This is a genomic window from Phaeobacter gallaeciensis (assembly GCF_001678945.1).
Taxonomy (GTDB): Bacteria; Pseudomonadota; Alphaproteobacteria; order Rhodobacterales; family Rhodobacteraceae; genus Phycobacter; species Phycobacter gallaeciensis_A.
In genome coordinates this window covers 803,018-822,447 of sequence record NZ_CP015124.1, presented here as the reverse complement: position 1 = coordinate 822,447, position 19,430 = coordinate 803,018, and the positions used below count along the sequence as shown (strand labels likewise).

Annotated in this window: 17 protein-coding genes and 1 tRNA gene; 4 read left to right on the top strand and 14 right to left on the bottom strand. The window is 60.6% G+C overall.

Annotated features, from left to right (window positions below; genetic code table 11):
* Positions 1 to 293 precede the first annotated feature (293 nt).
* From JL2886_RS03895 to JL2886_RS03870, 6 genes are all read right to left on the bottom strand, one after another.
* The gene (locus JL2886_RS03895) at positions 294 to 1,514 is read right to left on the bottom strand and encodes a type II toxin-antitoxin system HipA family toxin (RefSeq protein ID WP_065270814.1); all 1,221 of its coding nucleotides are present in this window, start codon (positions 1,512 to 1,514) and stop codon (positions 294 to 296) included.
* Complete coding sequence (locus tag JL2886_RS03890) at positions 1,507 to 1,809, bottom strand: helix-turn-helix domain-containing protein (RefSeq protein ID WP_065270813.1); 303 nt, start codon at positions 1,807 to 1,809, stop codon at positions 1,507 to 1,509. Before JL2886_RS03890 ends, JL2886_RS03895 begins: the two co-directional genes overlap by 8 nt.
* A 328-nt stretch (positions 1,810 to 2,137) precedes the next feature.
* Entirely contained in the window at positions 2,138 to 3,430 is a 1,293-nt protein-coding gene (locus tag JL2886_RS03885) for a type II toxin-antitoxin system HipA family toxin (RefSeq protein ID WP_065270812.1), read from the bottom strand.
* Positions 3,430 to 3,675 (bottom strand): helix-turn-helix domain-containing protein, encoded by a 246-nt coding sequence (locus JL2886_RS03880; protein ID WP_036560649.1) that lies wholly within the window; start codon positions 3,673 to 3,675, stop codon positions 3,430 to 3,432. The genes JL2886_RS03885 and JL2886_RS03880 overlap by 1 nt, the downstream gene beginning before the upstream one ends.
* Before the next feature lie 97 nt (positions 3,676 to 3,772).
* The gene (locus tag JL2886_RS03875; RefSeq protein WP_065270811.1) at positions 3,773 to 4,636 is read right to left on the bottom strand and encodes a hypothetical protein; all 864 of its coding nucleotides are present in this window, start codon (positions 4,634 to 4,636) and stop codon (positions 3,773 to 3,775) included.
* 386 nt (positions 4,637 to 5,022) lie between these two features.
* A complete protein-coding gene (locus tag JL2886_RS03870; RefSeq protein ID WP_065273520.1) occupies positions 5,023 to 5,715 on the bottom strand; it encodes a CbiX/SirB N-terminal domain-containing protein in 693 nt (230 codons plus the stop codon).
* 314 nt (positions 5,716 to 6,029) lie between these two features.
* Between JL2886_RS03870 and JL2886_RS03865 the strand changes: the two genes are divergently transcribed.
* The 4 genes from JL2886_RS03865 to JL2886_RS03850 all read left to right on the top strand — a co-directional run bounded on the left by JL2886_RS03865 (position 6,030) and on the right by JL2886_RS03850 (position 11,254).
* Positions 6,030 to 6,103, top strand: a tRNA-Gly gene (locus JL2886_RS03865).
* Positions 6,104 to 6,311: 208 nt separating this feature from the next.
* Positions 6,312 to 8,111 (top strand): ABC transporter transmembrane domain-containing protein, encoded by a 1,800-nt coding sequence (locus JL2886_RS03860; RefSeq protein WP_065270810.1) that lies wholly within the window; start codon positions 6,312 to 6,314, stop codon positions 8,109 to 8,111.
* Positions 8,112 to 8,297: 186 nt separating this feature from the next.
* On the top strand, positions 8,298 to 10,199 hold the full coding sequence (locus JL2886_RS03855; RefSeq protein ID WP_065270809.1) for an acyl-CoA synthetase: 1,902 nt from the start codon (positions 8,298 to 8,300) through the stop codon (positions 10,197 to 10,199).
* A 128-nt stretch (positions 10,200 to 10,327) separates the two neighbouring features.
* Positions 10,328 to 11,254: an alpha/beta hydrolase gene (locus tag JL2886_RS03850; RefSeq protein ID WP_065270808.1), complete on the top strand. Its 927-nt coding sequence runs from the start codon at positions 10,328 to 10,330 to the stop codon at positions 11,252 to 11,254.
* A gap of 16 nt (positions 11,255 to 11,270) precedes the next feature.
* On the opposite strand, the gene JL2886_RS03845 is transcribed toward JL2886_RS03850, so the two are convergent.
* From JL2886_RS03845 to JL2886_RS03810, 8 genes are all read right to left on the bottom strand, one after another.
* Positions 11,271 to 11,840, bottom strand: a complete 570-nt coding sequence (locus JL2886_RS03845; RefSeq protein WP_065270807.1) for a DUF4453 domain-containing protein — start codon at positions 11,838 to 11,840, stop codon at positions 11,271 to 11,273.
* A gap of 17 nt (positions 11,841 to 11,857) precedes the next feature.
* A complete protein-coding gene (locus tag JL2886_RS03840; protein ID WP_065270806.1) occupies positions 11,858 to 12,694 on the bottom strand; it encodes an alkaline phosphatase family protein in 837 nt (278 codons plus the stop codon).
* A 108-nt stretch (positions 12,695 to 12,802) separates the two neighbouring features.
* Complete coding sequence (locus JL2886_RS03835) at positions 12,803 to 14,440, bottom strand: ABC transporter ATP-binding protein (protein WP_065270805.1); 1,638 nt, start codon at positions 14,438 to 14,440, stop codon at positions 12,803 to 12,805.
* A complete protein-coding gene (locus JL2886_RS03830) occupies positions 14,437 to 15,252 on the bottom strand; it encodes an ABC transporter permease (RefSeq protein WP_065270804.1) in 816 nt (271 codons plus the stop codon). The genes JL2886_RS03835 and JL2886_RS03830 overlap by 4 nt, the downstream gene beginning before the upstream one ends.
* Positions 15,249 to 16,205 carry an ABC transporter permease gene (locus JL2886_RS03825; RefSeq protein ID WP_065270803.1) on the bottom strand — a complete coding sequence of 319 codons (957 nt, stop codon included), beginning with the start codon at positions 16,203 to 16,205 and terminating at the stop codon, positions 15,249 to 15,251. The genes JL2886_RS03830 and JL2886_RS03825 overlap by 4 nt, the downstream gene beginning before the upstream one ends.
* 1 nt (position 16,206) lies before the next feature.
* On the bottom strand, positions 16,207 to 17,790 hold the full coding sequence (locus JL2886_RS03820; protein WP_065270802.1) for an ABC transporter substrate-binding protein: 1,584 nt from the start codon (positions 17,788 to 17,790) through the stop codon (positions 16,207 to 16,209).
* Between the two features lie 357 nt (positions 17,791 to 18,147).
* Positions 18,148 to 18,591 carry a D-aminoacyl-tRNA deacylase gene (gene dtd, locus JL2886_RS03815; protein ID WP_065270801.1) on the bottom strand — a complete coding sequence of 148 codons (444 nt, stop codon included), beginning with the start codon at positions 18,589 to 18,591 and terminating at the stop codon, positions 18,148 to 18,150.
* A gap of 29 nt (positions 18,592 to 18,620) precedes the next feature.
* Positions 18,621 to 19,304: a nitroreductase gene (locus JL2886_RS03810; protein WP_065273519.1), complete on the bottom strand. Its 684-nt coding sequence runs from the start codon at positions 19,302 to 19,304 to the stop codon at positions 18,621 to 18,623.
* Positions 19,305 to 19,430 lie beyond the last annotated feature (126 nt).

Here is a 19,430-nt window from a genome sequence, read left to right as displayed (position 1 = left end):
CTTTGAGTGTTTCGATGAACATGACCAAAGCTGGCACCAAGGGGCTGTCAGCGAGAAACTTGCCTCGCGAGGAATGCGCTGGCGCAGGGGAATTTTCTTGTTGAAGCGGGGCTTGCACCGCGTCGGACGCGGCTGCCCGCTTATGTTCAGCAATCAGAAACACGGCGTTGAGGGTCTGAGTTCGGCACTCCAAAATCGACCTGCCACGTCATCACGCATCGGAATGGCCAAGGACTTCAAAATCCCGCTGCAGCCAAACGGCTTTCGTCAATCCAATTCAACAGCGGCTCAGTTCACTCGCGCGCCAAATCCGCTTCCTCGTGTTCGAAGGCTGTTGCCATCTCCCTGATCTCCCGCTCCGGAGCCCCCAAGGCACGGGCAACGTCACGCCAAGCCATCGTCGCTTCGGCTACCTCCACAATGATACGATCTGCCTCGCTGCGTTCGAGAAGATAGGATTCATGTTGCGCGCGGTGCAGGGCGATACTGGCATCCGGGTTGTCGTCATCAACGTAGCTCTTCAGTACGCGCGGTTGGTTCGGCACAGGGTTGATGTCGTAGGCCGGTGAAAGGTGCCAGCCGCCCCGCCCACGCAGAAATCCGTGATTGCGCATATGGTCATCGAGGTTCGTCACGAGAATGGAAAAGGCGACCCGCCGGTAGAGCTCTTCGCGGTCTTGGTCGGGTGTGACGCTTTCTGAGGTGATGATATCGGCCAAGTCCAAATAGCTGTAGCTTTCGCCATCTTTGCCGCCCAACATCGCCATGGCCGACATGAACGGGATCCTGCCGTCATCGTTCCGGTCAAACCGATGGGACAAGAAAACCGGCTTGTCGCCCGCCATCTCAAGCGTGTGGTCTGAGACCGTAATTCCGGCGCGCCTTGCCAGTTCCAGTGCGACGGCTTCCCATCTTTCTACGCAATAGGTGTCTGTCTCTTTCGGGAACTTGGCGACAGACAGACGGCCGTGTTGGTCGAGGATGCTGGCCTTTGGCCGAGCGCCCCCTAGTGAACTGCCCGGGGAAAACAGCATTTGAAGATCCTCAGCAGTCTCTTCCCCGCGCAGAACGCGGTGAGACGCATTAAGCAAATCCCCGAGGCTCACGAGCGCAGGCACGCCGGTGCCTTCGCGGGCTTGAAACTCCCCATCAACCCTGAAGCGCAGCGCACCCAAACGAGTCTCGTCATTCACCCCTAGCAGGTAGTCGGTTTCTTGCAGAGTTCTCGGACGTCGCCCCTCGGCCTCTGCCATGCGCCCCTCAAAGCGCCGCATCACCGTTCGCCCCCAGGTATCGGGGGCAGAATCCCCAAGCGGTGCAAGCATGTCCTGCCCTGCCTCAGGCACGAATTGCCCTTTAACGAGAGGCATGTCCGGCGAAAGCCCAAAGGCATTTTCGTCGGCAAGCCAATCGTCATGATAGGTAAAGGACACCCGCTCTCGGCCGCGCCCCGCTGTACGGTGGAGCGTGCCGACCTGTTTCAGTCCCTTCCAGTCGATCCAGACCTCAACCATTTTTCAATCTCGCACGCTGCGGGAGGTCATCCAGGGCCATCTGCTCGCCAACCGGGTCATCGATATCCCCCCAGCCTTTCAGGAGGCCAAGCGCCTGCAACACGGCCACGTAAGTGCCGATTTTAACGGCGGGGTTCCCGCTTTCGATCTTCGCGATGGTCTGCCGCGTTGTGCCAGCGCGCTGCGCAACAATCTCAGCGGTCAGTTTGCGACGCAGTCGTGCAACGCGAATGTTATCCCCAAGTGTCACGAGCTCTTTACGTGCCGCCCTGGGTATTTTGATCGAAACTGCCATAATGATACCTCCAAGCGACACTAAGCGCCTAAATGTTACGCTGATCAAACATTAATGTCAATTTCCACCGCTTGGCTCCATAACCCAACGCCGCCACTCCAGTCACATCTTATGTTATCTCAATATAACATTGAGAGCATTAAGGTTACCAACACGAAACACAACTCGGTCACCTCACCACACTCATACAACGCGTCTGTTCGCGCGGAACGACTGCGGTCCCTGCCTTCGAAAGTCACGCCTGCAGCCCCTCGCGCGCACCTGCTCAGGCGTCACCAGCTTTGAAGCTATGATCTACCGATCATAAAGCGGAAATATGATCTGCGGATCATACGGCATGAAAGGCAGCCGCCCGACGTCTTGCGCCAGCAACAATGGCTTCCGCCAATAGGTGCGGAAACCCATCCGGCAGGTCGGCTAGTGTCTTGTCCAAGGCGGGTTCAAGCTCCGTCGCGATGTCCGACAAGACCTCTTCCGCCAGCGCCACACCAAAGCCAGCCGCCTTTGCAGCCTGCAGGAAATGACGAGGTACCACCTCATTGATTCGATAGTGCCCGTCGACCGCCATCGCGAGGCGCATCCGGTTCTGACGTATTTGACCGTCATCCACAGCTTTCTGTGCGCTCAGCACGTCATAAAGCGGGGTCAAACGGAAACCACCAGGGCGCAGTGCGATGCTGAAATTCTTCGCGTGCCCATCTGTCGCCCCTAAAAGCCAAAACAGCACTTGCGCGCGGAAGAACACGCGCTGATCCGCCTCGGGGTCATCACTGCCTGTCAGCAACCCGATCCCTTCGGTGATCCCCGGCCCGCCATCCATTTGGTATTTCTGACTGGGCGGGACTGAGAGCGCTTGGCAAAAGTCATCCTGCGGAAGGCGGATCAATCGGCCATCCTTGGTCCAGCGCCGGTCAAACCGCGTCACAACAAGGCTCCGCACGTCTTCGAAATCGGCAATCTCGACCTGCGCCACATCCATGCCCATGGTGCGGCAAAAGCTCATGCAGAAATACTCGTTCTCGACGCTGTCGGACAAATCAATCCCCGCTGGCAGGACGCCAAGCTGCGTCTTTAGGATATGGGTTGTAGGGGTAAGTCCCGATGGACGTATCCACGCGCCCTCGTGGCGCAGCAGAGCTGTTTTCTCCTGAGCGCCCGCAATGGAAATGCGGAAGTCGTCTTCCTCGTCCAAGCCTAGCGGAGCGCTTGCGAGGTTACGCAGCATATCCGCTATCTGCGCTTCAGATACTGGCTCACCCTCGAGTGCACCAACTTCGGGCATCTCACCCGAAACAAACTGCAAAGCCCCGACACAATCACGGCCGATCTTCTCCAGCATGTGCCATGCGTCCGTACCGCCAGCACGCACCCGAGCGGCAACGCGTTCGCGTATCGCCTGATTATCCGGCAGCAGGTTTTCCAAATAAGCGATTACAGGTCCGCCTTGGTGCGCCTCTTCGCGCAACGGCAGGGAGAGCGAGATCGGCATGGCGTGTTCCCACGACAGCCAGTCCGGATCATAGGTGAAGCTGATTGCGCCTGAACTTGCAAGACGCAAGGCCCCTACCAACCGTCCGTTCAGAAGCACTTGCATCGTGCCGCTACGCCCGTGTTTGGCCATCAGAAGATATCCTCGATCTCAAGCGAGCCACCGCGCTCCACCAATCGGAACTCAAGCCCAAGTGCCGCCATGACAGCGAGCACTGTGGCGAGTTTGGTTCCCGCGTCGCCATTCTCCAGCGACGAGATCGTCGCGACGCGCAAATTCGTGCGCGCGCTGATATCGCTTTGGGTCCAGCCGCGCGCTTTGCGCGTCCGGCGGAGTGCCTCGCCGATCTGCTCGGCCGTTCGTGCTGTGAGGTCCATGATGCGGCTCCTTTTGCGGCACAGCGTAAATCAGAACAAATTACGCTGCAACGTAAATATCTACTTTTTACGCCACAGCGTAACAATCGAGCCACACTCACGCCTGCAGTCCCGCAGCGCGAACCTGTTCGGGCGTCACCATCCTTGACGCGATCAAGTCCTCGATCTGCCGGTTTGTGATGTGGCGGCACAGGGGATGGCGCTCGTGGATCCACTCGGCGAGGCTGGCACGCCCCTTGGCTTCAGCCTCTCGTGCCTTCTCGCGGTCCGCTTGTACCTGGGCCAGTCCCTTCTCCCACCGGCGCATCTTGAACCAATTGTCCGAGAAACAGACCTTGCTGCGCGTGTAGCCCTCGCTTTCCTTGGCATAGGCTTTGACCGCCTGCAGCAGGTCATTGGGCGTCACACCGGCTTTCACAGCCGCTGCGATCAGGCAGAGACTGGTCCGCCGGTCTCGGATCCTGTCCTCGGGATAGGCCGCCAAGATCTTCTCAGCTTCAAGATCTTCAACCTCCGCCGCCGCCTCGCGCCTGCGCGTAGGTGGTTTATGGATGGTTTTAGGATGGTTTGGGGTCCACCGTGAACCCCGTACCCCGTTCACCGTGGACCCCGTACCGGGTTCAGACTGGACGGGGTTCACGGTGACCCCCGTCTCAATGTCGGGTTCTGCCGTGGGCTCGAGCGCGGCCACGCGTTCCAGAACGATGCGGTAAATAACGGTGTAGCCGTTCTTGCATTGCCGCCGCCCCGTCTCGATCAAGATGCCTTCACGCAGGAAGTCGATGATGGTGCGCTTCACCGTGCTCTCGCTGAGCTCTGTGTGGCGCTGAATCGTCCCTTTGGAACACCAGATGCCCGAGCCGTCATCGCTCGCCTTATCTGCCAGGAACATGATGATCTGCTTGCGCGCGGCGCTGCCAAAGCGGCGCTCGGCGCATTCATTTGCGATGCGCCAGCTCATTGGACCACCTCACCGGTCAGAGGCCACGAAAAAGCTGGCTGAGCGTTTGCGATGTGGCGCTGGCTCATGCTAATATGCTTCGAAAGCTGACAGGCTTTTTCTATTTGGCCCCGGTTCACAGTTGCCGCTGTGACGGGGCCTTTTTCGTTTTGAACCGGTGAATTTGGCTTTGAAACTTTCGCTTTTTGTTCACTTTTTGTCAGGGGGTGTTTTGCACCCTTAAGTCGTTGTTTTCGCTTACGCTCTTTCTGGATTGCAAATCCGTGTACACCGGTTCGATTCCGGTACTCGCCTCCAAATACCAACAGCGACATAGCTCCAGAAAACAAGCAGATGTCGGCTAGCTGGCATGCGTTTGTCATGGCTTGCCGATTGATTGGCTGGTCTTACCCGCTGTTGGCGGCGGCAATGGCCTTTGCGATCAGGGCAGGGGTGCCGGGCAGGGCGCCGACAACCGGCAGGACCTGTCCCGCGAACGCGGCGCTGTTGAGAGCCTCTGGAATGTCCTCGCGTACGTGATCACCGGCCTGAGCGAAAAACGGCAGGCACAGGGTCCGGCGGGGCAGGGTGCGTGCAACCGTGTCGATGCCGGGGGCTTGCTCCACAAAGGCGGGGCTGATCTGCGCGCTGGGTAGAAGCGCGCGCAGGTGGGTGGCGAACGCCTCTGCGGCTTCGGCGGCTTTGGGGCCGCGGGCTGAGCCATGCGCAGCGAGCAGCACGGAGAGGGGGGCGTCGGCCCATCCGGCCTCTCTTTGCGCGTCTTGCAGGGCAGCTGCGGTCAGCTCCGGCAGGGAGGGATCCAGCCCAAAGGGGCAGGCCATTGTGTAATCACGTCCCGACAGCCGCTCGGGCAGGACCTTGGCGGTGAACCAGCCGCGTGCCATGAAAAAGGGATAGATGATCGCGCCATCTGTCATCACCGCATCGAGCCTGCCGGGATTGGCCAGGGTGGCGGAGCGAATATCCCAACTTGGCAGATGCACCGCCACCTCTGCCGCCAACGCCGCAAGGGCGCGTTCCGGCGGCTCTGGCGCCGAAGGTTGCCCGTGGGATGTCAGAATGGCGGTCTTTGTGGTCATGGAGGTGGTTTCCAAGGCAGCGATTGTGGCGGCAAAACGATGGCGTAGGGTGACAATTAGGGCCGCTCAAGCGCCTGTCTATCCTGATTGTGGCAGGGGCCGAAAGATCAGAGCCGCAGCCGGGTGCGCATTGATGCGATTTGACCGCTGGGGCGGGCAATGCGGCCCTCGGGATCGGGCAAGTATTCCGCGCAAGCTCCTTTGATATTGAAGTTTTTGCACTCCTAGGGCGCCTCGTGCCGTATCCGGGCTTTTGAAGCCAAGAAGGTGGTTGACCTCACCTGCGGCTTGAAATAAATCACGGCTTACTCTGAGCGGGTATGGTGAAATGGTATCATAAGAGCCTTCCAAGCTTAAGGTGCGGGTTCGATTCCCGCTACCCGCTCCAGAAACTCCCCCAAGCATAGTTTTCCAGTTGTACCGGCATGGTCTTGCGTTGGTTGGTTGCAGTTTCAGGGGCTGTTTGCGGTTTTTGACACGGTGTGCGTCCAGATGCCCTTGGGCGGAACGCTTGACCTGCGGGGCCGTGAGGGCCATGAACCACACTGGACCGCAAGGCTCATGGCTTTGCCCGGAAATTGTCATAAGGATCAGCAATGGCGCGCAAGACGGCAGCCCCGAACGCGAAAGAAGAGCGGCAAAGTTCGCGCAAAATCGGAGTGCTGGCGGCGCTGTGGCCCTTTATGCGCCCCTACAAGGCGCTGATGTTCGTTGCCACCTGCGCACTGGTCCTGACTGCTGGCGTGTCGCTAAGCCTGCCGCTGGCGGTGCGCCGGGTAGTGGACAACTTCCGTATCTCCGACAATGCGCTGCTGAACCAGTATTTCATGGCCGCCTTGGCGATGGCGGCCCTTTTGGCCGTGGGCACTGGCCTGCGCTATGCGCTGGTGACGCGGCTGGGTGAACGGGTAGTGGCTGATATCCGCAAGGCGGTGTTCGACCGGGTCATCGGCATGAGCCCCGTGTTCTACGAACGGATCATGACCGGCGAGGTGCTGAGCCGGATCACCACCGACACCACGCTGATCCAGTCGGTTCTCGGCTCGTCCGTCTCCATTGCCCTGCGCAATATGCTGTTGTTTGGCGGCGGGCTGTTCCTGATGTTGCTGACCTCGGCCAAGCTGACTGGTCTGGTGCTGCTGATCGTCCCCGCCGTTATTGTGCCGATTCTGGTGCTGGGACGGCGCTTGCGAGCTATCAGCCGCGAAAACCAAGACTGGATCGCGGCCTCCTCTGGCAATGCCGGAGAGGCGCTGGGTGCGGTGCAGACCGTGCAGGCCTTTACTCATGAGGACGCAAGCCGCCTGCAATTCGCGCAGATGACCGAAACCTCCTATGACGTTTCGCGCAAGCGGATCCGCACGCGGGCGTTTCTGACGGTCATCGTGATCTTCCTGGTGTTTTCCGGCATCGTCGGGGTGCTGTGGATGGGCGCCATCGACGTGCGCGCCGGTGTGATGACCGAAGGAACCCTGATCCAATTCGTCATCTACTCGGTTCTGGTGGCGGGCTCCGTCGCCGCCCTGTCGGAAATCTGGAGCGAATTGCAACGGGCGGCCGGGGCCACCGAGCGGCTGGTCGAGCTGCTGAATGCCGAGGATGCCGTCAACGATCCCGGCGCGCCCAAGGCGCTGGCTGAGCCGGTGCGCGGCGAAATCAGTTTTGAAAACGTGATGTTCCGCTATCCCGCGCGCCCCGATGTGCTGGCGCTGGACGATGTTTCTCTCTCCATCGAACCCGGTGAAACGGTGGCCTTTGTCGGCCCGTCGGGCGCAGGCAAGACGACGATCATTCAGCTGATCCAGCGGTTTTATGACCCGAACGCCGGTGCGGTGCGCCTGGATGGTGTTGCGCTCAGTGATCTGCGCCGGGATGCCTTCCGCAAACATATCGCCATGGTGCCACAGGATCCGATTATTTTTGCCGCGTCCGCGCGGGAAAACATCCGCTTTGGTCGCCCTGATGCCACTGATGCAGAGGTCGAAGCCGCGGCCCGCGCCGCTGCTGCGCATGATTTCATCTCGGCCCTCCCCGAAGGCTATGACAGCTATGTGGGCGAGCGCGGTGTGATGCTGTCTGGTGGTCAGAAACAGCGGATCGCCATCGCCCGGGCCATCCTGCGCGATGCGCCGGTTCTACTGCTGGACGAGGCAACCTCGGCGCTGGATGCCGAAAGCGAGCGTCTGGTGCAGGCTGCCGTGGATGAGCTGAGCCAAGGCCGCACCACGCTGATCGTAGCGCACCGGCTTGCGACGGTGAAAAAGGCCGACCGGATCGTGGTGATGGAGGAGGGCCGCATCGTGGCCACCGGCACGCATGATGCGCTGGTTGCCGAAGGCGGGCTTTACGCGCGTCTGGCGCGCCTCCAGTTCACTGACGGGCTTGCCGCAGAGTAACCTTCCTGCACGGACACATTCCGCCCCACGGGCCGGTTTCCCTTTCGTAAGCTAATGATTTGTCGCAGCGTTAAATGCGCCCCTGCCTTGACGTGACCCTTGCGCTGCGCTTGCACAGCGCGGGTTTTACAACCATCTTGATCGTAGGAGATAATCCCCCGGGACAGGGGGCAGGGGAGGAAAGCAATGGCGTTTGCCACAGTGGAAGATTGCAAGGCAGTTGAAAACGAGATGCCGTGGGAGGCGCGGGACCTGCCGACCACTCTTTACGGGTTGCTGGACCGCACGGCAGGCAAGTTCCCGACCAATAATGCAATCAGCTATCAATTGTTTTCCGGCCCGAAGGACAAGGCGGAAACCCTGAACTGGAGCCAGCTCAAGGATCAGGTCACCCAAGCGGCCAATCTGTTCCGCGAGCTGGGCGTCGGGGAGAAGGACGTTGTCGCCTATATCCTGCCGAACTGCACCGAAACGCTGGTGACCATGTTGGCGGGTGCCGTTGCGGGGATCGTGAACCCGATCAACCCGCTCTTGGAGCCGGAGCAGATTGCTTCGATCCTGCGGGAAACCAACGCAAAGGTCGTGGTGACGCTCAAACCCTTCCCGAAGACCGACGTGGCCCAGAAGGTGGCCGAGGCGGTGCGCCATGCGCCGCATGTGAACACCATCCTTGAGGTGGACCTGAACCGCTATCTGACGCCGCCGAAATCCTGGATCGTGCCCCTGGTGCGGCCAAAGCTGGAGAATAAGGCGCAGCTGGCCCACGCCGATTACAAGAGCTTCACCAAGGAAGTGCGCCGTCAGCCCACCACGCTGCAGTTTGCCGATAGCACCGAGGATCGCGTCGCCTGCTATTTCCACACTGGTGGTACAACCGGCATGCCCAAGGTGGCGCAGCACACCTATTCGGGGATGATCTACAACGGCTGGATCGGGCATAGCCTGCTCTTTACCGAAGAGGACAACATCATGTGTCCGCTGCCCCTGTTCCACGTCTTTGCCTGCCATGTGATCGTGATGGCAGCAGTGGCCTCGGGCGCACATGTGGTTTTCCCGACGCCGCAGGGCTATCGCGGCGATGGGGTGTTCGACAATTTCTGGAAGCTGATCGAACGCTGGAAGATTTCCTTTATCATCACCGTGCCGACCGCGATCTCGGCCAAGATGCAGCGCCCGGTTGATGCGGATGTGTCGACGGTGAAAACGGCTTTTTCCGGCTCGGCGCCGCTGCCGGTCGAACTGTTCCGCCGGTTTGAAAAGGCCACCGGCGTCAATATTGTCGAAGGCTACGGTCTGACCGAGGCCACATGCCTGGTGTCCTGTAACCCGGTGGATGGCGAAAAGAAGATCGGCTCGATCGGGATTCCGTTCCCCTATACCGATGTGAAGATCATCAAATCCACTGCCGGCGGACTGGTGGAATGCGGCACCGACGAGGTCGGGGAGATCTGCGTGTCCAACCCCGGTGTCTATGCGGGCAATACCTATACCGAGGCGGAAAAGAACGCTGATCTCTATTTCCACGATAAATACCTGCGCACCGGCGATCTGGGGCGTGTCGACGCCGATGGTTATGTCTGGATCACCGGGCGGGCCAAGGACCTGATCATCCGCGGCGGTCACAATATCGATCCCGCCGAGATCGAAGAGGCGCTCCTCGGGCATGAGGCCGTCGCCTTTGCCGGGGCGATCGGACAACCCGATATTCACGCTGGTGAGGTGCCTTGTGCCTTTGTGGAACTGGTCGATGGTGCCAGCGCCACGGCTGAAGAGCTGATGGATTACTGCAAGGTGCACATCCACGAACGCGCGGCGATCCCGAAACATCTGACGGTGCTGGACGAGCTGCCGAAGACGGCCGTTGGCAAGGTGTTCAAACCGGACCTGCGCAAGAATGCCATCACCCGGATCTACAACGAAGCGCTGCTGAAGGCGGGGCTGCCGACCCGCGTTGAAGCAGTGATCGACGACAAGAAGCGCGGCCTTGTCGCGCAGGTCGAGGCCAACGGTGCCAGCGACGGCGAAATCGGTCAGGTTCTGGGGGGCTTTACCCGCCCGTGGGAGCATCTGCCGCAGGATCAGGGCTGACTCTGGTCTGATATCAGAATTCTGCACAAAGCGCCGGAAAGGGCGCTTTGTGTCGTTTTGGGCATTCCCTTCCTGCTATGGCGTGGCCTAGGGTTTGCCTCAGCAGGCAAAAGGGAGGCTTCCAGATCATGGACTACGAACAACTGATCGACGCGGAAACCTGGGCGTTCATTCGCCGCACCAATGACTGTTATCCGGCGGATACGGCAGAGCGTTCGGTTCCGGAGCAACGCGAGATCTACAACGCCATGGCCCGCAGTTTTCTGGCGCCCCGCCCTGATGTGGTCGAGACCGAGGACCGGCAGGTCAATGGGGTGCCGGTGCGGATCTATATTGCCGGGGACCCGACGCGCACGGTGATGTATTGCCATGGTGGCGGCTTTGTCGTTGGCGGGCTGGAAAGCCACGATGACGTCTGCGCCGAGATCTGCGCCCAGACCGGATATCGCGTGGTTGCAGTCGACTATCGTCTGGCGCCCGAGCATATGCACCCGGCGATGTTCGATGACGCCTGGGCGGCCTTTGAATGGATCCTGTCAGAATATGAGGGCGGTATTGTCCTCTCTGGCGACAGCGCTGGCGCCAACCTCTGTGCAGCGGTGGCCCATCATGCCCGGGGGCGGACGGATCGCATTCTGGGGCAGGTGCTGATCTATGGGGCCTTTGGCGGCGATGTGAATGCGGGATCCTACCTCGAGCATGCCAAGGCGCCGATGCTGACCAGGGATGAAATCCTGTTTTATCAGGGGGTACGCTGCAAGGATGGCAAGGTGCCCCAAGGCGATCCCACCTATGCGCCGCTGCAGGACGGCGACTTTTCCGGACTGCCCGCGACCATTCTGATCAGCGCCGATTGCGACCCTGTGCGCGATGACAGTCGCGATTACCGGGACCGCATCCTCGCGGCCGGGGGCAAGGCCCATTGGATCAACGAAGAAGGGCTGGTGCACGGTTATCTGCGCGCGCGCCATTCAGTTGGCCGCGCTCGCGACAGTTTCGAACGTATCTCGCTCGCCATTGAGGCGCTGGGCCAGGAAATCTGGCCTTACGATTAGGGTTGGGGGCGGGTGATCAGCCCGCGAAATCCCGGCAGGGGACTTCTCCGGCCTTTTCATAGTTCAGCCAGCCGCCGCTTTTGACGCGCCAGTCACCATGTCCCGCAGATGTGGTGACGTAGGTCCAGCCCGCATCGGGCCAGTGGCTATAGGAAACGGTGTCATCGGGCAGGATCTGCCCGATCACGGGGCTGGCTTCGCTATGCCCGGCATGCAGCGCGGTCGCGGGGCCCATCCAGCCGAGGCACGCGCCCTGTATCTCGTCCGGGATCGGCAGATCCGACAGCAGCCTGCGGATATGCAAATCATCCAGATCCAGATGGTGCTGTTTGGTATTCACCCGGCAGGACATGTCGCGCTCCATTCCCTGGATCTGCGCGACACGTTGCTGATCCTGCGGCGTCAGGCTGACCGATTTGCCGATGCAGGGCCCCGTGCCGAACACCGCCTGACCCAAAGCGGAGCCAAAACAATACCCGGCCCGGTCCATGATGGCGTTCCGCGTGTACCACAGATCATGACAGAAATCGCCCGCGGCTGCCGGAGCGGCGCATAGGGCAAGGCAGGCAACTGCGGGTTTCAGCATGGGGGGCTCCGTTTACATCAGCTCAGAAAGGGTTTGGCCTTCATTGTATCGGCGATGGGCGCCCCCAACCGGTTCAGGATTGTTGGTGCCAGTTGCAGTTGGTCGATGACGGTGTCCGCATGGGGCCCTTCGGCATCGCCGAAATAATAGAGCGCGGTTTCCTGTTGCAGCGGGCTGCGTCCGCCGTGGTGGCCGCGTTCGTCCTGTCCGTGGTCGGCGGTGACGATCACCTCGTAACCCATCTTGCGCCAGCGCGGAATGAAGGGCGCCAGCATCTCGTCCATGACCGCGCAGGCATGGTCCATCTCCTGGCAGTCGTGGAAGAACCGGTGCCCCATGCTGTCCAGCGTGCAGGTGTGCAGCATGCCATAGTTCAGATCGAACCGGTGGGCGAGGTTGGTGAGCGTGCCGAAGAGATCCACATCCGAGGGCGTCATCTGATTGATGAGACCGTAACCGGTCATGCTGTGAAAACGACCGTGGTTGATGGTCTCGCTTTCGGGTTCATCGTATTCGATGTCGCGCACGAAATCGAAAGGGTGCCGGTTGAAGAATTCGGACCAGAAGCTATGCGCCACGGCTCCGGTCGTGCCACCGCCGCTGCGGACCTGGCTGAAGACGTCCTTATGCGACAGGCGGAAAACGTTGCCGTTGCCGGTGCAGCCATGTTCCGCCGGGGCAACACCGGTGTGGATCGAGGCATAGCAGCTGGCGGAAATCGACGGCAGCACGGCGCGGTGTTTCCAGACGCGGGCATCACCGCTGTCGACCCAGCCTTCTAGATTTCCGAACAGGCGGCGGAAATTGCGCCACGGCACACCGTCCAGAATGATGAGGAGGAGTTTGTTGTCCATGATTGGCAATCCTTGTCTTGGCATTTGCCCGGCGGGTGAGACCGCCCTTATCGGCACAGGCCCACGCAGCTGCGCGGGCCTGTGGTGTTTTGTGACCGAGGCGCCGGATCAGTTCCCGGCGCTTTCCATCTTGCGGTTCGCGATGACTTCTTCGAGCCAGCCCAGCCGCATTTCCGGCACCGACCCAAGCAGCAGATCGGTGTAATCGTCGAACGGCGGAGACAGCACCTCGGTCTTGCTGCCATAGCGCTGCACGCGGCCTTGATACATCACGGCGATATTGTCCGAGATCGCCCGCACCGTCGCCAGATCGTGGGTGATGAACAGATAGGCGACGTTCTCGATCTTCTGCAGGTTCAGCAGCAGCTTCAAAATGCCGTCCGCCACCAGCGGGTCGAGCGCCGATGTCACCTCGTCACAGATGATCATCTTGGGTTTGGCCGCCAGTGCCCGCGCGATGCAGACACGCTGCTTCTGACCGCCCGACAGCTCGGCCGGGTAGCGGTCGATGAAGCTTTCGCCCAGTTCGATCTCATCCAGAAGTTCGATGATCCGCTTGCGCTTTTCGGCGCCCTTCATGTCGAAGTAGAACTCCAGCGGGCGCCCGATGATAGTACCCACGGTCTGGCGTGGGTTCATCGCCACATCCGCCATCTGGTAGATCATCTGCAATTCGCGCAGATCATCCTTTGTCCGGCTTGCCAGATCAGGTGAGAGCACGCGGCCTGCGAACTCGATTTCCCCTTCGCGCGGCGGCAGAAGGCCGGTGATCACGCGGGCGAGGGTGGATTTGCCGGAACCGGATTCACCCACCACCGCCAGCGTCTGGCCGGGGTAGAGATCGGCGTTGACGTGATGCAGCACGTCGAACTTGGTGCCCTTGTAGCGCGCGCTAATGTTGCGGATGCTGAGGACCGGATCGCCTGACGGGGCCTTCTCCTCGTGCTCGATCGAGCGGACCGAGACAAGCGCCTTGGTGTAGTCTTCCTGCGGTGCATTGATGATCTGATCCACATCGCCGTATTCGACCATGTCGCCGTGACGCAGCACCATGATGTCATCGCTGACCTGTGCCACCACCGCCAGATCGTGGGTGATATAGAGCGCCGCCACACCGGTATCGCGGATCGCTTCCTTGATCGCCTTCAGCACGTCGATCTGGGTTGTCACATCCAGTGCGGTTGTCGGTTCGTCAAAGACCACCAGATCGGGTTCGGGGCAGAGCGCCAGCGCCGTCATGCAACGCTGCAGCTGACCGCCCGACACCTGGTGCGGGTAGCGTTCGCCGATATTGTCCGGATCCGGCAGGCCCAGCTTGGCAAACAGGGTGCGGGCACGGGCCTCGGCGTCTTTCCTGGAGAACTTGCCTTGCTCCACCGCGGCCTCGGTCACCTGCTCCATGATCTTCTTGGCCGGGTTGAACGAAGCAGCTGCGGATTGCGACACATAGGTCACTTCACCGCCGCGCAGGCGGCGCACATCGCGCAGCGAGGATTTCAGGATATCACGCCCGTTGATCCAGACCTCTCCACCGGTAATCTTCACACCGCCGCGGCCATAGGCCATGGCGGCAAGGCCGATGGTGGATTTGCCGGCGCCAGATTCCCCGATGAGACCGAGTACCTTGCCCTTTTCCAGATCAAAGCTGACGCCATGCACGATTTCGATGTCATGCGGCCGTTCACCCGGCGGATAGACCGTTGCCCCGATTTTCAGGTCACGGACTTTAATCAGTGGATCGCTCATCCGCGGCCTCCTTTCAGCGAGGTGGTTCGGTTCAGCACCCAGTCAGCAACCAGATTGACCGAGATCGCCAGCGTGGCAATGGCAAAGGCCGGGATCAGTGCGGCGGGAATGCCGTAGACGATACCGTCCTTGTTCTCTTTCACAATGCCGCCCCAGTCCGCTTCGGGGGGCTGCACGCCCAGACCCAGGAACGACAGGGTGGATACGAACAGAACCATGAAGATGAAGCGCAGGCCCATCTCAGCCACCAGCGGTGACAGGGCGTTGGGCAGGATTTCGCGGAAGATGATCCAGACGGTGCCTTCGCCGCGCAGACGGGCGGCTTCGACATAGTCCATCACCTCGATATCCACCGCAACGGCGCGGGCCAGACGGTAGACGCGGGTGGAATCCAGAAGGCCCATTACGATGATCAGCATCGGCACGGTGACCGGCGTTACCGACAGAACCACAAGGGCAAAGATCAGCGTCGGGATCGACATCACCAGATCGACAAAGCGCGACAGTGCCTGATCAACCCAGCCACCGGTGACGGCGGCAAAAAAGCCAAGAACCGAACCAAGGGTGAAGGAAACCACCGTGGCCATGGTTGCGATGAAGATGGTGGTGCGCCCGCCATAGATCATGCGGGTCAGCAGATCGCGGCCGATGTTGTCGGTGCCGAGCAAGAATTCGGACGAGGACGGCTCCCAGACGTCACCGACGACCTCGGCCATGCCATAGGGGGCAATCAGCGGCGCCAGGATGGCCATCAGGAAGTAGAGCGCTGTAAAGAACAGCCCGATGAGGGCGGAAATGGGGATATTTTTCATTTCGGATGCCTCAGACGCGGGTTCGACAGGATGGCAACGATATCTGCAACCATGTTGAGACCGATGTAGACGGCGGCAAAGATCAGACCGCAGGCCTGCACCACAGGAACGTCCCGTTTCGACACGTGATCGACCAGATACTGGCCCATGCCGGGATAGACGAAGACGACTTCGATCACGACGACACCAACCACCAGATAGGCAAGGTTCAGCATCACAACGTTGACGATTGGCGCGATGGCGTTCGGGAAGGCGTGGCGGAAGATCACCTGAAAGCCGTTGAGGCCCTTCAGCTCGGCGGTTTCGATATAGGCCGATTGCATCACATTGAGGATCGCAGCCCGGGTCATGCGCATCATATGCGCCAGAACGACGAGGGTCAGAACCGCAACGGGCAGGGCAATGGAGCTCAGCTTTTCACCCAGCGACATGTTGTCGTTGATCATCGCAACCGACGGGAACCAGCGCAGTTTGACCGCGATCAGGTACATCAGCACATAGCCGATCAGGAATTCCGGGATCGAGATCGAGGCCAGCGTGACAGCCGAGATCAGCTTGTCGGGCCAACGGTCCTTGAACCGCACGGCCAGCAGGCCAAGGAAGATTGCCAGAGGCACCGCGATGACGGCAGCCCAGAAAGCGAGGAAAAGCGTATTCGACAGGCGCTTGCCGATGCTTTCTGCGATGTCACTGCCGCTTGTCAGGGCGGTTCCCAGATCGCCGGTCATGATACCGCCGAGCCAGTCAAAATATCTCTGCAGCGCGGGCTCGTTCAGGCCAAGCTCGGCACGCAGGTTGGCCAGCGCCTCGGGCGTGGCGGACTGTCCCAGGATCGATTGCGCAACGTCACCGGGCAGGATCATTGTCCCGGCAAAAATCAGGGCAGAAACCAGAAACAGCAGGAGAAGACCCAGCGCAATGCGCTGGGCCAAAAGTTTTAACAGGAGGGGCATGTTATGCCTTCACCCACATTTTGTGCGGTGCGTAGCTGTTCATCAGGGCAAAGCCTTTTGCACCGTCGACCCAGCCTGCCAGCTTATCCGAGGTCGCATCGACGAAGTCGTTGAACATCGGGCAGATCAGGCCGCCTTCGTCGCGCTGGATGGCGCCCATGTCGGCATACATCTGGGTCCGCTTGGCGGTGTCCAGCTCGGCGCGAGCCGCCAGAAGCAGCTGGTCGAACTTTTCGTTGTTGAACCGGGTGTCGTTCCAGTCCGCCGTCGACAGATAAGCGGTGGTGTACATCTGGTCCTGGGTCGGACGACCGCCCCAGTAGCTGGTGCAGAAGGGCTGCTTGTTCCAGACCTCGGACCAGTAGCCATCGTTAGGCTCACGCTTGACGTTGACGTTGATGCCTGCGGTTGCACAGGACTGCTGGAACAGGGCCGCCGCATCCGGTGCGCCGGGGAAGGAGTTGTCCGAAGTCCGCAGCAGGATCTCACCGTCGTAACCCGATTTCTTCAGGTGGTGCATCGCCTTGTCCGGATCGAACTCGCGCTGCTCGAACTCGGTATAAAGCGGATAGGACGAGTTGATCGGGGAGTCGTTGCCGACCGTGCCGTAGCCATTGAGGATCTTGTCGACCATTTCCTGACGGTTGATGCCGTATTTCAGCGCCATCCGCACGTCGTTGTTGTCAAACGGTGCAGTGTTGCAGTGCATTATGAACACGTAGTGGCCGGGGCCGCTGGTGGAATGCACGTTGATGTTCGGCGCGCGGTCAACCAGTTTCGCGGTGCGCGGGGGCACCCGGTCGATCATGTCGACCTGACCCGATTGCAGCGCGGCAACGCGGGCGGTGTTGTCGTTGATCACCACGTATTCGATGGTTTCAGCATTGCCCAGATCACCCCAGTAGTTAGGGTTCTTCTCGGCAACGAAACGCACGCCCATATCGACTTCTTTCAGGATATAGGGGCCGGTGCCGATTGCGGCTGCCGGATCGTCCTTGCCGCCGCCGGGCTGGATGGCCAGGTGGTAGTCGGTCATTAGGTAGGGAAGGTCGGCGTTGGGGCTGTCCAGCTCGATGATGACGCTGTCACCTTCGGTCGAGATGTTGGTGATGCTGCGCATGATGCCCAGTGCGCCGGATTTGGTGTCTTCGCCGGAGTGACGGTCGAGGGTCTGCGCCACGTCTTCGGCGGTCACGGGTTTGCCGTTGGAGAAGGTGATGCCCTGGCGGATCTTGAAGGTCCAGACACGTGCGTCTGCGGAGGCGGAGTAGCTTTCCGCGACCTTGCCCTGGATGCCGCCGTCGTCGGCCAGCTCGACCAGGGATTCACCCCAAAGACGGATCAGCGACAGGGCAACCTGATTGGTGGCCAGCGCCGGGTCCAGGCTGTCGGTGGTGCTGCCGCCCTGCAGGCCGACGCGGATGGTGCCGCCTTTTTGGGGGCCTGCGGCCATGACTTCGGTGGACAGCAGCGAGTTGGCTGCAGCAGCGGTGAGACCCAGCGCAGCGGCGCGGCCCATGAATTCGCGGCGGCTCATCATGCCCGTGGCAGCCTGACGCGCGAGGAAATACAGTTGATCTTTCATTGAAGTCTCCCAGTTGAATTTGCCGCTTCAAACAGCTTTTTCTTGATTGGCTATTCAAGATTTGCGCATTTGCGGCGGCCTAGCAAGCATTAATACCTGTTCCGCAGCGGCGTCCGGGGCCAAAGCGGCGGGACACATGCCAGCGACAGGTCGCGTTTTGCCAGTGGTATGCCGCATTTTTGTGAATGAAAACCGGGGGAAGGCAAAAATTCACCAAAAACGACATGCGTATGCCGGTTTTGCGCATTCGTAGTGCGATGCCGGGATTACGTGCAGATCTGGCCAAATCGCGGCGGCAGAAGAGAGAATCGCCCCCGACAACACGTGGGCAAAGGACCGGTCTGGTCGGAAAAATTCTTACGCGGTGGTGTCCATCCAGATCGTAACGGGGCCGTCATTCAGCAGGCGCACCTTCATGTCGGCGCCGAACCGCCCGGTGGCCACCGGCAGGCCAAGACCGGTCAGCGCCTCGCAGAAATAGGCATAAAGCCGCGCGCCGGTTTCAGGATCGGCGGCATCGGAAAACCCGGGCCGGTTGCCGCGTCTGGTATCTGCCGCCAGGGTGAATTGGCTCACCGCCAGAACCGCGCCGCCGATATCGCGGACCGAGCGGTTCATCTTGCCCGCGTCGTCCTGAAAGATGCGCAGCTTGGAAATCTTCGCCGCCAGATGATCGGCTGCGGCTTCGGTGTCGCCCTCCATCGCACAGACCAGCACCAGCAGTCCGGCACTGATTTCTCCGGTCACTTCGTTATCGACGGTGACTGAGGCTTCGCTGACGCGCTGAATGAGGGCTCGCATGGGGATTGTCGTCCTTTTCTGTCGATGACTTAGCCGCGCCAGTCGGTGAATTCGGGCAGGGGGGCCCGGGTGGTTCTGAATCTGTTTGCCGGATGATCCGGGTCGGCATAGCCAAAGCTGATCGCGCAGAGGATCAGCCGGTCCTGCGGGATCTCCAGCATCTCGTGCAGCATCGGCGCAAAGGAGGCGACCGCGGCCTGCGTGACGCTGGCGACCCCTGCCGCCTGCGCCGCTAGGGTAAAGGCGGCAACGAAACCGCCACTGTCCATTGCGCCATAGGGGCCAAGTTCGGCCGGTGAGGACAGGATCGCACAATGGGGCGCGCCGAAAAGGTTGAAGTTCTCCATCATCTGCCGGGCAGATCCGGCGCGGTCACCCTTGGTCACTCCGACCGCTTCGTACAGCGCCCAGCCACATTCCCGGCGCCGCGCCTGATATTCATCCGAATAGCCATCCGGAAAGCTCAGGTCGGGCGCATGCCCACCGGCCATGGCAGCCTCTGTCAGCGCGTTGCGCAGCCGGTCGGTTTCGGCGCCGCAGGTGATGGTCACTTTCCACGGCTGGGCATTGCACCAGGAGGGCACCTTCTGGGCGCAGCGCAGGATCTGCTCGATCACCTCCCGGTCAACCGGATCCGGGCGGAAGGCCCGGCAGCTGTGACGGTCCTTCATCAGGGCGTCCAGTTCGGTCAGATCGGCTGACTTCGTGGTCATCTGCATCTCTCCTGCTGTGGTGCGGCGCCACAATGGCCAGCGGTGCCACGGGGTTCAAGGCCAGAATTGAGATGGATCAAATCGAGACCTCACCGGTTGAGATACGCTGCCCGCGTTCGAAACAGG

Bases quoted from the DNA above. Each gene is read 5' to 3' on its own strand.
- JL2886_RS03895 (WP_065270814.1), bottom strand. From the start codon at position 1,514: ATGGTTGAGGTCTGGATCGACTGGAAGGGACTGAAACAGGTCGGCACG.
- JL2886_RS03890 (WP_065270813.1), bottom strand. From the start codon at position 1,809: ATGGCAGTTTCGATCAAAATACCCAGGGCGGCACGTAAAGAGCTCGTG.
- JL2886_RS03885 (WP_065270812.1), bottom strand. From the start codon at position 3,430: ATGGCCAAACACGGGCGTAGCGGCACGATGCAAGTGCTTCTGAACGGA.
- JL2886_RS03880 (WP_036560649.1), bottom strand. From the start codon at position 3,675: ATGGACCTCACAGCACGAACGGCCGAGCAGATCGGCGAGGCACTCCGC.
- JL2886_RS03875 (WP_065270811.1), bottom strand. From the start codon at position 4,636: ATGAGCTGGCGCATCGCAAATGAATGCGCCGAGCGCCGCTTTGGCAGC.
- JL2886_RS03870 (WP_065273520.1), bottom strand. From the start codon at position 5,715: ATGACCACAAAGACCGCCATTCTGACATCCCACGGGCAACCTTCGGCG.
- JL2886_RS03860 (WP_065270810.1), top strand. From the start codon at position 6,312: ATGGCGCGCAAGACGGCAGCCCCGAACGCGAAAGAAGAGCGGCAAAGT.
- JL2886_RS03855 (WP_065270809.1), top strand. From the start codon at position 8,298: ATGGCGTTTGCCACAGTGGAAGATTGCAAGGCAGTTGAAAACGAGATG.
- JL2886_RS03850 (WP_065270808.1), top strand. From the start codon at position 10,328: ATGGACTACGAACAACTGATCGACGCGGAAACCTGGGCGTTCATTCGC.
- JL2886_RS03845 (WP_065270807.1), bottom strand. From the start codon at position 11,840: ATGCTGAAACCCGCAGTTGCCTGCCTTGCCCTATGCGCCGCTCCGGCA.
- JL2886_RS03840 (WP_065270806.1), bottom strand. From the start codon at position 12,694: ATGGACAACAAACTCCTCCTCATCATTCTGGACGGTGTGCCGTGGCGC.
- JL2886_RS03835 (WP_065270805.1), bottom strand. From the start codon at position 14,440: ATGAGCGATCCACTGATTAAAGTCCGTGACCTGAAAATCGGGGCAACG.
- JL2886_RS03830 (WP_065270804.1), bottom strand. From the start codon at position 15,252: ATGAAAAATATCCCCATTTCCGCCCTCATCGGGCTGTTCTTTACAGCG.
- JL2886_RS03825 (WP_065270803.1), bottom strand. From the start codon at position 16,205: ATGCCCCTCCTGTTAAAACTTTTGGCCCAGCGCATTGCGCTGGGTCTT.
- JL2886_RS03820 (WP_065270802.1), bottom strand. From the start codon at position 17,790: ATGAAAGATCAACTGTATTTCCTCGCGCGTCAGGCTGCCACGGGCATG.
- dtd (WP_065270801.1), bottom strand. From the start codon at position 18,591: ATGCGAGCCCTCATTCAGCGCGTCAGCGAAGCCTCAGTCACCGTCGAT.
- JL2886_RS03810 (WP_065273519.1), bottom strand. From the start codon at position 19,304: ATGACCACGAAGTCAGCCGATCTGACCGAACTGGACGCCCTGATGAAG.